This is a genomic window from Nostoc sp. FACHB-888, from assembly GCF_014696655.1.
GTDB lineage: Bacteria > Cyanobacteriota > Cyanobacteriia > Cyanobacteriales > Nostocaceae > Nostoc.
Genome location: NZ_JACJQM010000138.1, coordinates 1 through 11,939 on the forward strand (window position 1 = coordinate 1; position 11,939 = coordinate 11,939).

General features: G+C 43.9%; 15 protein-coding genes and 1 pseudogene. 11 read left to right on the forward strand and 5 right to left on the reverse strand.

The genetic code is table 11. The annotated features are described in order from the left end of the window. Positions 1-306 (reverse strand): annotated as a pseudogene (locus H6G26_RS33465) (hypothetical protein); the annotation flags it as partial. Positions 307-486: 180 nt separating this feature from the next. Beyond that, positions 487-666 carry a hypothetical protein gene (locus H6G26_RS33470; RefSeq protein WP_100903382.1) on the reverse strand — a complete coding sequence of 60 codons (180 nt, stop codon included), beginning with the start codon at positions 664-666 and terminating at the stop codon, positions 487-489. A gap of 166 nt (positions 667-832) precedes the next feature. On the opposite strand from H6G26_RS33470, the gene H6G26_RS33475 reads away from it, so the two are divergent. The 10 genes from H6G26_RS33475 (at position 833) to H6G26_RS33520 (ending at position 8,627) form a co-directional block, all read left to right on the forward strand. Further along, the gene (locus tag H6G26_RS33475; RefSeq protein ID WP_190735284.1) at positions 833-1,705 is read left to right on the forward strand and encodes a hypothetical protein; all 873 of its coding nucleotides are present in this window, start codon (positions 833-835) and stop codon (positions 1,703-1,705) included. Positions 1,706-1,825: 120 nt separating this feature from the next. Continuing rightward, positions 1,826-2,119: a hypothetical protein gene (locus tag H6G26_RS33480; RefSeq protein ID WP_242054048.1), complete on the forward strand. Its 294-nt coding sequence runs from the start codon at positions 1,826-1,828 to the stop codon at positions 2,117-2,119. 24 nt (positions 2,120-2,143) lie between these two features. Then, complete coding sequence (locus tag H6G26_RS33485) at positions 2,144-2,347, forward strand: hypothetical protein (protein ID WP_190735285.1); 204 nt, start codon at positions 2,144-2,146, stop codon at positions 2,345-2,347. A 24-nt stretch (positions 2,348-2,371) separates the two neighbouring features. After that, on the forward strand, positions 2,372-2,779 hold the full coding sequence (locus H6G26_RS43125; protein WP_242054049.1) for a hypothetical protein: 408 nt from the start codon (positions 2,372-2,374) through the stop codon (positions 2,777-2,779). Between the two features lie 25 nt (positions 2,780-2,804). Then, on the forward strand, positions 2,805-3,014 hold the full coding sequence (locus tag H6G26_RS33495) for a hypothetical protein (RefSeq protein WP_190735287.1): 210 nt from the start codon (positions 2,805-2,807) through the stop codon (positions 3,012-3,014). 17 nt (positions 3,015-3,031) lie between these two features. Next, positions 3,032-3,430, forward strand: coding sequence for a hypothetical protein (locus H6G26_RS33500; protein ID WP_190735289.1), 399 nt, complete (start codon positions 3,032-3,034; stop codon positions 3,428-3,430). Then, on the forward strand, positions 3,427-3,885 hold the full coding sequence (locus tag H6G26_RS33505) for a DUF1392 domain-containing protein (RefSeq protein WP_190735291.1): 459 nt from the start codon (positions 3,427-3,429) through the stop codon (positions 3,883-3,885). The genes H6G26_RS33500 and H6G26_RS33505 overlap by 4 nt, the downstream gene beginning before the upstream one ends. A gap of 27 nt (positions 3,886-3,912) precedes the next feature. After that, on the forward strand, positions 3,913-4,671 hold the full coding sequence (locus H6G26_RS33510) for a hypothetical protein (RefSeq protein ID WP_190735293.1): 759 nt from the start codon (positions 3,913-3,915) through the stop codon (positions 4,669-4,671). A 29-nt stretch (positions 4,672-4,700) separates the two neighbouring features. After that, a complete protein-coding gene (locus tag H6G26_RS33515) occupies positions 4,701-5,300 on the forward strand; it encodes an alpha-ketoglutarate-dependent dioxygenase AlkB (RefSeq protein WP_190735295.1) in 600 nt (199 codons plus the stop codon). A 114-nt stretch (positions 5,301-5,414) separates the two neighbouring features. Beyond that, positions 5,415-8,627, forward strand: a complete 3,213-nt coding sequence (locus tag H6G26_RS33520; RefSeq protein ID WP_242054050.1) for a plasmid replication protein, CyRepA1 family — start codon at positions 5,415-5,417, stop codon at positions 8,625-8,627. Positions 8,628-8,997: 370 nt separating this feature from the next. Here the strand turns inward: H6G26_RS33520 and H6G26_RS33525 are convergent, their stop codons facing one another. After that, entirely contained in the window at positions 8,998-9,711 is a 714-nt protein-coding gene (locus H6G26_RS33525; RefSeq protein WP_190735297.1) for a hypothetical protein, read from the reverse strand. Positions 9,712-9,928: 217 nt separating this feature from the next. Beyond that, complete coding sequence (locus tag H6G26_RS33530; protein WP_190735299.1) at positions 9,929-10,507, reverse strand: PEP-CTERM sorting domain-containing protein; 579 nt, start codon at positions 10,505-10,507, stop codon at positions 9,929-9,931. A gap of 89 nt (positions 10,508-10,596) precedes the next feature. Between H6G26_RS33530 and H6G26_RS33535 the strand changes: the two genes are divergently transcribed. Then, positions 10,597-10,776, forward strand: a complete 180-nt coding sequence (locus H6G26_RS33535) for a hypothetical protein (protein WP_190735301.1) — start codon at positions 10,597-10,599, stop codon at positions 10,774-10,776. 278 nt (positions 10,777-11,054) lie between these two features. Here H6G26_RS33535 and H6G26_RS33540 read toward each other — a convergent pair whose 3' ends face one another. Next, positions 11,055-11,633 (reverse strand): IS630 family transposase, encoded by a 579-nt coding sequence (locus tag H6G26_RS33540; protein ID WP_190735305.1) that lies wholly within the window; start codon positions 11,631-11,633, stop codon positions 11,055-11,057. Positions 11,634-11,939: the final 306 nt, after the last annotated feature.

The window sequence follows — 11,939 nt, forward strand, 5'->3', positions numbered from 1 at the left end:
CTGGCGACGATTATGTCCAAAGCGATCGCGGCAATACTCCTCAAAGGTTTTGTGAGTAGAGCGATATAACTTGCGATCCCGTAATTCCATTAATGCCTTCCCCGCCTCAAAAAATGCCCTCTCTACTTTCCTCTCTAAATGCAGGCGATCGCTAATTTCCTGCTCGGTCAACTCTGGAACTTCAACAGCAGTAACAGTGATAGTTGCTGAGGCTGGGTCTTCTTCTTGAGCAAGATTATCTGGTGATGTGCTGTCAGTAGATGAAGAGATGGTGGATTTTTTGAGCTTTGAGGATGGTTTAGCCATGATTTCACCCTTCTTAAGGGTATTTGCTCAGACTGGCTCACTCTCATTATGGCTGTAGTCAGGGCTACAAACGCTTAAGAGCGGCTAATTTCAGCTTCTATCGCCAGAACCTCAACTAAACCCCTAAGCGATCGCTTCTGTAGAGTCACTGAAAATAGCGCAGAAGTTAATGGCTTGAGATCAAGCATCCTTTAACTCTCCATTATTCCTGGCACGCTCCAACTCTTCTTCGCAAAGGACTTCTATTAAATTTGACAGAGAACGCTTCCTAATCTTAGCTAGCCGTTCTAAGTCAGACTTTAATGCTTCGTCCAAGTAAAGCGATATTCGCTTTTTGGCTGTAACCACCGACAACACCATAGCACTACTCCAAAACTATACTTCCTCCATTGTAGCACGAGGGTAACGCTACTTTAAGGCAAAAAGGTGTTGCAGTAGCGTTAAAGTAGTGCTACCATGTGAATAAAGAAAGCGCTACCGACGGTCAATCTGAAGCGCTTTCCGTCCCGTTAGGAACTGATTTATTATGACTCACATTATCTACAGTCATCAACAGCTACAACTGAAATCTATTGCCCGACTCAAGCAAATCTACAGCGAAATCGCCTGCACAGTCGAAGTAAACGACAAACGCTGCAAGGATTCTTGGATTACTGCGATCGCTGATTATCAGTCAAGCAAGATTCAGAAACTCACCCCTGCTGCCCCCGACGAACAAGCCCTCGCTCAAGCCGAACTCGACAGCTACATCGCAACCCAAGCCCAAGCCATAGCTCCCGAACCCCTTAGAATAGTCGAAATCTCGTTTGATCATCACGAATATTACACTGGTGACAAACTGATAGCCAGCATCAGCCATGACGACAACCACTTAACGCAGCGCTGGGTAGTCATGGTCAACGATAAAGAAGTATTTCGTGCCAGCACTCTAATGCGTTGCGATCGCTTCATCTGCACTCACTACAAAGATGGCACACTGCCAGTCCAAGAAGCAGTGGGGCTCTTAGCTGGGGGCAGAGGAGAAAGATTCTCTCCCATGCACCCCGCACCCTGCTCCTTGTCCTCTTCTACTACTGAAAACTTAATCATGGCGCATATTTTCAACGAGTGCCAGAATTATGGGTTTGAAATTCTCAATGATGGCATTTACAACAACAACGGCGTGAAACTGGGGCAAGTCGGATGCACTGACGGGAACTGGTGGGTGAAAAGGCGTTATTCAGTCCAGCAGCAGTATTCTAACTCCGTGTTTGATGCTGTGCTATCGCTGTCGATGGTGGACGTGTTTACTGATGGCAAATCCATTTTTGATGAATATATTTTAGACCAACCGTTAGAACAGCTAACTGGCGATAAATTGCAACGGCTGCTGGAGAGAGCGGAGTTAGTCACAGCGTAAATATTGGGCTTCGCCTGGGAAAAGGTTTTTGGGGTTGGGGAAAAGGTAAATTTCTTCATTTCCTTTCCCTTTACCCTTTCCCCCTTCTCCTCAATAATCCTTTCATTCACCTATTCATCTATGCAACCGACAATTTCAATCCCACAACACTGGGGCTACCCTCGCTTTGCCTTGGATCAGCGTACACAACAGGGCATCATTCTGGGACTTCAATACTACCCAAATGGTACAGAATTAGCTGAACAATTTGGTGGTGGTTGGCGTTATGCGCTGATGCCTAAGAAAAATTCTGATGAATTATTCCACTTTGAAGAGAATCAAATTAAACCACTCTCCCCAGAAGAACTATTCTCACAGATACGTGCAGAGATTGAGTTTTATCAACAGCAACTTCCATTCTGCAACAACAGTTAGCCGCAATGACTGGAGGTTTCACAAATGCCTAAGACGGTTGACAACAGCTTTGACCGTAGAGCAAATCATTTGCTGCGTTCGATTCGGCTTTGTGGCGGTTGTGTTCCATTGCATCGTCTACAATTCCAATTCTCAGATTCAGTCATTCAAACTCTGCTGGATAAAGAATTGGTGCAAGTACAGAACACGGGACGCGGCTTTTTGTTGGAAATTACCGAGAATTTTTAACTCTTAATCGAAGAGGAACCAATTATGAAACTTTACGCTAAGACGATTCCACAAACTTTACCTACTTGGGCAACTGTCTTTACAAAGAGTGCAGATTTATTTGAAGTTGAAATCAACGATGAACACCCAGATTTTCAATCTCTACTTGAAGAGTTAGAAACCGAGATTGAGCCAGGAATAATGGGAGTGAAAGCTCTTGATTTATGTTCACGGCTGGGCATAGAAATGTCTAACCCTAATCTCTGCCAATTACTTGAACAAGCCCAAACGCTGATATGCGAAATTGCTACGCACCCAGACTATAAACAACTGCTGGACTTGGGATATCAACCTGATTTAAACATTGCTGATGCTCAAACTGCCCTGACTTATTTGCAATGGGAGTTAGAGCGGAGTCGAAAACCTTCTGTTTATCTGACTCCTGACTCCTGAATTCTCAACATCAGAGGAATTACCCATGAGAGTCATCGTTACAGTAGTCGAAAAAATCGTCAGTGAAGCTCACATCGATATCCCTGATGGGCTGAACAAATCTGCAATTAAGCAGTACATAGTAGACCGCTACAACACTGGGGAGATGTCCACAGATATGAACATATTTCAAGTTGAATTTGAATCTATTAGCGCTCGAATTGTCCAAGAACAGTCTGATGCTAAATCTGCATAAATATAGGAGGTAATCAGATGAATACAAAATGGACTGATGAAGAACTTGCAATTATTGAAGCTAAAGCTGAACTTTATACCCCTAAACAAATAGCCTCAATCTTAAAAAGACATGGCTATTTCCGCACGACCATTGCTATTGCTACTAAACTTTGGGCTTTAGGTTATTCTACAAGCCCCTTTCTCGATAACTATAGCAGTGCTGAAATCGCCCGTGTTCTGTGTGTGCATTCCACCACCGTTTCTGGTTGGGTGCGCCGTGGTTGGTTGAAAACTAGCCGCCGTTCTTCTAAGCGTTATCAGGTTCGTCGATGGCATCTCAAAAACTTTTTTGACAATCCTCCACAACATCTAAAAAAGCGTATTGCCTCTATTGACTCCGAAGCCATTAATTACTTATTGGGAAGAAAAGCATGATTGACAACATTAACGCACTCAAAACTAGCTGGTATCTCTCCCCACCTTGGGGTCGAACAATTCCACCCGTTGAGGTAAATTTGCTGGAAAGAGTTTACCTACGAACCACGAGAACATTCGGCTATTGCTGCGGTATGCAATGGAAGCATGAAACTTGGCTTTACTCAATTGATTGCCGTGATGAAATACTCCACGCCACACAAAATCAAATTATCGGTACTGGAGAATTAGAAGCTATCAAAGTGCAAAAACCTACTTTTGTTCTGGGCGAAAGAGTGATGCTCTGTTCTCACGACAAGGGAACAAAACAACGGCTCATTCTGGGGATTGGGCTTGTGAATGATTCTTGGTTTTACGTTGTTGAATTGGTGTCGCCAACCTTAACTCAATCACGAACTATATATAATCGCTTCTCACTAATTGGTGAAAAAAGTTTAGTGCGGGTAAATGTTTAATTCTCTCTAATCACACAACGAAAAATTATGTCGCAAATTGAAATCAGCCAAATCATCGAACAGATATCTGAAGAGATTGAAGTTGACACTAATGGTCAGGCTAAAGCCAGTATTCGAGCAACTGCAAGACTGGCTGGGGTCAGCGCTGTGGCAATTCTCAAGACCTTAGACAGCGTTAACCTAGAACCTTCTAAACTGGCTCAAATGCTTATGGATTCAGGGTTTGAAGCTGTTAACCTAACCGAATGGAGAACCGATGGAATCCCTGATATAGCAATCGCAATTATCTTAGAGTACTACGCTTACGAAGCTGGTAGATACTGCACTAAACAAGCCAGATTAGTATGCCGTTCATTCAACACCATCGGCATTCGGGCGTGGATTCAAGATAAATTAGGCTGGACTAAACCCGTCTCTAATAGCGAAACTGCGATGACCCAAATACAGTTACTCGCAGCGATCGCACAACAGATGGCACAGCAAGAACAATATTTACTGGAGCAACAACAGCAACAAGCTCAAATCTTGGCGAGACTCAAAGCGGTTGAAGTTGAGCAAGACAGAGTAAACACCCCATGCGGTCATAAATATAGTGTTGTTGGTTTCGCTAATCTTCAAGGTTTAGAAATATCGGTAAAAGAAGCGGGTACTAAAGGTCGAAAAGCCAGTGCATTGTGCAGAAAACAAGGAATAGAAATAGAACGCATTCATGACCCACGCTTTGGAAAAGTTGGTTTGTATCCAGAAAGTATTTTGGTTGAGGTTTTTAAAGCCGAACAGAACTAACAGCAGTTTCAAAATTTGAGAGAACTATCATGCAACAACTTAATTTATTTGCTGAATTAGCCCCAGTTTTACCAATCACTTACTACCCCGATTTCTTAACTCAGGAACTTGCAAACGAACTCTACCAACATTGCTTGAAACTGGAGTCGCAGCAAAATCAAATCAGGATCGCGGGTAAAACAATGCCTGTCCCCCGCCTCGAATGTATTTACGGGGACTACGGATGTGATTACCTTTACTCCAACAGCGTATTTTTAAAACCACTATGCTGGACAGAAGCTCTGTCTAGCTTACGGGACAGAATCACTGCGTTGACTGGCTACAAGTTCCGCATTGTCATCGGAAATCAGTACCGCAGTGGACAGGACAGCATCGGCTGGCATTCCGACAATGAACCATCGATGGGATATAAGCCAGCGATTGCATCAGTCAGCCTGGGGTCATGTCGCAAATTCCAAATCAAACCGAGAGATGGCAAACCAACCGACTTCTGGCTCGAACACGGGAGTTTACTTGTGATGCACCCTGGCTGTCAGTCTACTCATCTGCACCAAGTCCCCAAAACCAAGAAAGTTGTTAGCACGCGAATTAATTTGACCTTCCGACCACACACAGGAGGCGGGAAATAACGCTGTAGCTGGCTATTGAGGATTTCATAGCCAGTACAAGCTCTCACAAAAATTTTAACCGGCGGCATGGGTGCAATGCCGCTTCATTTCCATGCGTCAAAAAACAGAGGAAATATGCGTATAATCGAATCTGATTCTCAAGCAAAACATTTACAAGAATGGCGAGGCAGCGGAGTTGACCAAGAAATCATTGCTCTGAATGTGCGTTCGCTGTCTGGGACTTTACCCTACGAATATCTCCTCTACAGTCCCAAAATCTCCCGCCGCAATGATGGACGACTGCGTGATCGCGATTTAAAGAAGTACCAGCACATTGAATTAGGCGGCTGGTGGTGCAGTGGAATTGACCCCCTCAACAACTACGTCAGTATGATGTGGGGCTGTTTCAAACCCGACCACCCCAGACGCGACAGCCAAAAGATCCACAAGTTCATCAAGTACGAACACCCATACAGAGAAGAGACACGCGCTTTCTTCCTCTTAGTCCCGAATCGCATCTGGGTGAAAGTTTCCAATCGTAGCGGCATTGCCATCACCGAAGAAGACTTGCAGCATCCTGGGGGTTTCTGGCATTGGGTTTGGCGGCACAACGTACCAGTGACAATTGTTGAAGGTGTCAAGAAAGCGGGGGCATTACTGACTGCTGGTTATGCTGCGATCGCTATCCCCGGTGTTAACGCTGGATACCGCACTCCTACTGATGAGTATGGTACAGCTAATGGCAAACCATACCTCATCCCAGACTTGAAACATTTCGCAACACAGGGGAGACAGGTTAACATTTGCTTTGACCAGGATAATAAACCTGAGACAGTCCAACGGGTAAGAACCGCTATCAGTCGTATGGGACGGCTGCTGGTAAATGAGGGTTGTTCGCTGCGAGTGATTGATTTACCTTTTGGACAAGAGAAAGGTGTTGATGATTTTATCGTTGCCAAAGGGCGGGAAGCTTTTGACGCACTCTACAACACGGCTGTTGCACTGGAGTTATGGGAGATTAAGCTGTTTACCTTGTTGACTTACCCGCCTGCGATCGCACTTAACCAAAGATTCCTCGGACAGCTTCTCGTCCCCGAAGGTGAAAAGCTGATTATCCTTAAAGCTCCCAAAGGTACTGGTAAAACTGAATGGCTGGCAACGGAGGTGGCGAAAGCTCATGACCAAGAGAGACGGGTATTAATAATCACCCATCGCATTCAACTGGGTGAGGCATTGTGCAATCGCTTCGGTGTTAACTATGTTACCGAAGTCCGCACGAATGAAACAGGCACATTGTTGGGATACGGGGTGTGTGTTGATTCGCTGCATCAGGAAAGTCAGGCGCGATTCAACCCTAATGACTGGTCAAATGATGTGATTATTATCGACGAGTGCGACCAAGTATTCTGGCATTTGCTTAACTCTGGTACAGAAGTGCAGAAGCGGCGTGTGTCCGTTCTCAAAAACTTCAAACAACTGGTGCAGAATGTTTTAGGCAGCAGCCAGGGAAAGATTTACTTGTCTAGTGCCGATGTCTCAGATACTGATGTAAAGTATGTTTTATCACTCGCTGGTGAATATCGGGTTAACCCGTTTGTCATCGTCAACAATTATCGGCACGTATCTGGCAATTGTTACAACTACTCTGGCAATAACCCGAAGAATCTCATCGCTGCACTCGACAAAGCCATTGCTAAAGGTGGGCATCATTTACTCTGCTGCTCTGCTCAAAAGGCAAAATCCAAATGGGGAACCCAAGCTTTGGAAGAACGTTTTCGTCGGAAATACCCAGAATTGCGAATCCTGCGAATAGACAGCGAATCCGTTGCTGATCCTTCTCATGCGGCTTTCGGTTGTATCGCTCATCTGAATGAGATTTTGACTCAGTATGATTTGGTTATCGCATCTCCAAGTTTAGAAACTGGAGTCAGCATCGATATTCGAGGACATTTTGATGCTGTTTGGGGTATTTTTCAGGGAGTGCAGCCGGTTAACTCTGTGCGTCAGATGTTGGCAAGGGTTAGAGAAACTGTTGATCGTCACATTTGGGTAAGAGAGTGGGGGATGTCGGTTGTGGGCAATGGCTCTACATCCATCGGAGGATTGTTGAGAAGTCAGCACGTTGCAACACAAGCGAACATTGCGCTGTTGTCGGCGGCGGATAATGACGATTACAGCTTTGTTGATCAGAATTTTCAACCGGAGTCATTGCAGACTTGGAGCAAGCGTGGCTCTGTCATTAACGTAGAGATGCGGCGCTATAGAGAATCTGTGCTTGGAGGATTGGTCGAGGATGGTTACACCGTTATTGATGCCGACGATGCATCAGATGATGAGAGTGGGGCTGTAATCGAGTCGGTTAAAGCGGCTAGTCAGGAATTGTATACTGCTGAGTGTCAGGCGATCGCGCAAGCTGATGAACTTTCCCAAACTGAACTGAAAAAACTGCAAGATAAAAGGGCGAAAACGAAAAATGAACGGCATCAGCAGCGTAAGGCGGAATTATCCCGTCGGTATGAAATTGACGTGACCCCTGAGCTTGTAGAGAAAGATGACGATGGGTGGTATCCTCAGTTGCGGATGCACTATTATTTGACGCTGGGGCGAGAGTTTCTGACGAATCGTGATTCAAAAAGGGTTAAAGCTCAATTAGAAGCAGGGGAGAATTCAATTTGGAAACCGGATTTTAACAAGGGGCAACTTTTACCTGCTGTACTGTTACTGGAAAGCCTGAATATATTACAGTTTCTTACACCAGACGTTCAGTTGCGGGGATCTGATGAGAAGATGCTGGAGTTTAAGGCGCTGGCTGTAACACATCGGCACGTTATTAAGAATTACCTGAATGTGACTATCTCGGAAAAACTCACCCCAGTGGCGATCGCACAGAAACTACTTGCGAAGATTGATTTGAAGTTGGACTATGTTGGTCGGCTTGGTTCACGAGACAATCGGGAGTGCGTTTACCAGTTTGTGCCTGTTGATGATCAGCGTGATTCGATTTTCGGACAATGGCTCAATCGAGATGAAGCATTAAATCGTGAGTTGGTGTCAGTCACGAATAATATAGTTTTGTCGACACCAGTGATTGACACAACCTCCCAAATATTAGAAGAGGTAGTGGAAAGCCCCCAAGGACAAGCCTGGAAAGGGCTGAAACTGAAAATGCAGCAAGGCTTGGAAAGCGCTGGCTCCTTCTACAATCAGTTAGTCTCCACAATTGGCTCGGCTGTTGGAATTGCTGATGGTGAGCCTTACTGGAATGGGTATCTGAACCAGTGGCAGGTTTGGGTTAACTTTGGGAGCGGATGCAAGTCTGTGGTCTGCGATTGGTTGGTGGCAGTGTAGGTCAAAGTAGTTCACTATTCCATCAAAACAATTACTCTGAGTCGGTTATTGTGCAGATTCTGAGTTTGGGGCAAATAATCTCTCTTGCAAAGCCATTGAAAAAAACAATTTTGTGTTCGTTATCTCCTCCGTCTCCTAAAGTAACTCGTTTAAGGATGCTCATCTTTTTCATCTCAGAGATGGTATTCTCAGAGAAATCCAATTCATGTCTACAGTCGCAACGAAAGGATGATGGAAATAGTTCTACTGCCATCTTGCACACCAGGATAAACGCCACCAAATGCTACCACACTCTATGGAACGGAACCTGGGTCATTATTATGTAACAGTCTTTGTAAATAATCTGATACTGAACTATCCCAATAACAATTTATATACATGACTCATAGTCTGCAAATTCCTTTAAATAATCAAGAATAGAAGTACCAAATTCATCATTAGAAACTTCATTCTTGAGCAGTAGATTTGTAACTCCGGTTTCACCCCTTAGATGAGCAGCCGCAAGGATGCCAGATTGTGTAATTTTGGCTCCTTGCAGTTCCTGTCCAATGAACTGTTCAATGGAACGTCCATTTGACTGAAGGATTTGACTAATTCGATTCGAGTTCAAGCTAAATGCCTCTTTGATTGCTGTCTCTTGTACACCATTCTTGTTTTGCATAAATTCTTCCCTACTATTAATTTCATTTTTACCTTTCCAAGTACCACGCCAATAATTCTTATCTACGCCGTTACCTCCACCGTTATAAGGATTTTCAACTTGGTAGTACCCAAGCTCTATAAGTAGTGTTTCACCAAATTGGTACTTACCAATAAACCCTAAAGCATTTTCAATGTCATAAGGTGGAGTTTGCTGTCCTGTTTCTCTTATAGCAAGAGCTGATAAAAATTGTTCACAGCTTCCTCGATTCTGAGCAATAAGATTGTTCCTCGTGATGTTGTTAGTAATCGAGGATGTGCTGTAAGCATAACTAGCTTCACACGTTACGAATAATCCAGTCAGAAGCGAAGGCAGAATCAGTTTTGTAGCTATGATTTTATCTAACTTTAGGTGAGCAGCTTGTGTCCTACAAGATAGGTTCATGATGTTTTAGCCTATTGTCTCTTGGTTTTACAAACAGTGGGTTCGGTATTTAGTACTCTTCAGCATTAGCTTTGTACTTGATGCCAAAACAACGAAAAATTTGGAACCGGCATCACATACACACAGGGCAAACACAAGTATCAACCCAACCCTCGCTCATGTTACTTTAATATAAATCGATAAAGCTTTGGTAAAGAGTTCAGTAATTCATGCTTTACTATTTCGTCTCCCCAGCTTTTTTAGAGACAGCAATTGCACCAACTCCAAACAATAGACCTAGTAGGGAAGTGGGTTCTGGTACTGATGTATATGAAGAACTCAGGGTAATATTGGCAGCAGAATCTTGATAGATGTATGTTCCTGCCCGTCCCACTGCACCCGTCAAGGTAATTTCAGAGCTTGAAGTTCTTTCTAGGGTATATCTTGGAGCATCAAAAGCAATACCAAAATCAACTACTAAATTCCAATTCGACCCAGAATCAAGCTCAAAATCGACATCTGGGGTTAAGTTACCGCCATTAGTAGGGACTCTCTTCAAATTTAGGTCTAGATTGTTGACGGATAGCTCCCAATCGCTCAAAGTCCCGTTCTCTGAGTAAACCACGAATCCAGAATATTCGCTTTCTTCTGGCAAAGAGTTCGTAAGGAATGGGCTAGTAGCATCGACTAAAGTAAAATCACCTGAAAATTCTTGTCTAGTTAGAATAGCTCCCAGCACTGGAGTAGCATGAAATACGCTTGCAACTACCAAACCAATCACGGCAACGCTAACTTTAGGGAGTCGAACTTGATTCATGGATTAGGTATGCTATCTAAAATTGTTGAAGGTATGCTATCACATCGGGAGCAACTTAAGATACATTCGATACACCAAAAATTTCTGCGATGTGCGGTGTTCTCGAAGAATCGCTCAAGCCAAGAAATGGGCAATATATTAAAGAATTACTCAGTACCCTAACGAGTGATGAGCGTTGCGGTGTGATGCTGGAGTTTGAAGACGCAAGCCCTGACAAATTTGCTCAATTGCTGGTAGATGCCCCACAGTGGACTGAATGGATGGCTTAAGAAAGTTAGGCAAGCAACTGTGTTGTTCCGTCAAAATTGGAAATATCCACGCCTTGAGTGAGGCTTTGGGGATAACTTGCCTTGAGTGGACGCGACGCCAGAAGATTGTGCTGGTGAATTATCGAGTGGGATAGTTTGTAAGTAGGTGGGCGGAAAAATTTATAACTATGTAACGAAAATTTAATCAGAGTAATTAGAGTCAAATTTAATACGTTGCGTACTGTAGTTGCCTTTTTCTCCCCTAGCTTTAACGCCATCCATCACGGCGTAAGCGAGGTCTAACTCGTCATCAAATATTTGCCCACATAGTTCGTCTTTTTTAAGGTCTGCCACTCCAATTCAATTGGGTTCATCTCGGAGCAGTATGCGGGCAAGAAAAAGATGTACAAACCCATGTTTTCCCACTTTGACCATAACTTTTGCACTTCAAGACATCGGTGTATCGATCCGTTATCCTGCACAATTACCCTAGTGCGCCCAGTTTTTTGAGCTTCAGTCGCTTCAATCTCCATCATTTCGATGTACGATTTACGACTAATCCCACCAATAACCAGACCGTAAACAAAGCTGATTAAAGGTTGAAGAAAGCCGATAATACTTAATCTCCGTCCACGATGCTTAGTTTGCTCTAAGCGTTTTTGCTCACCTTTGAAGTAATAGGTGTAACCTGGTTCGCTCCATACACAAAACCCTGATTCATCTAGATACTTTAGGTCTATTTCTCCAGCCGCAGCAGATAATTCCAACATATCTAGGTCTGCTTGTTTGTTTGCTCGTGCTATCGGGTTTTGCTTGCCTTTGTGACTCTTCCTTGCTCGCTTCCAATTGACCCCCTTTTTTTGAGTACCCGTCTTAATCTATCGGGACTCAGTTTAATTGAGCGATCGCGTTCTAATTTTTGTGCGAGTTGAAGACTATTGTATGTACGCGGTTCTTTTTTCAGGCATTCTTCCAAAAATATGATGTCCTCTTCTTGCCATTTTGACTTTCCTCCTCGACCCGGTAGTTCCCAAAGTCCTTCTAGACCTTTGCTTTTCCAGCTGTGTAAAACCTCTCTTACCGGAATGGCACTAAGAAAAGCCGAAACACTTGTGGGTTAAGCAGTTTGCAATTGTTTACGTAATTCATTCCGGGGTTTGGTCATTAAGGGGTAAGCTTTAGGG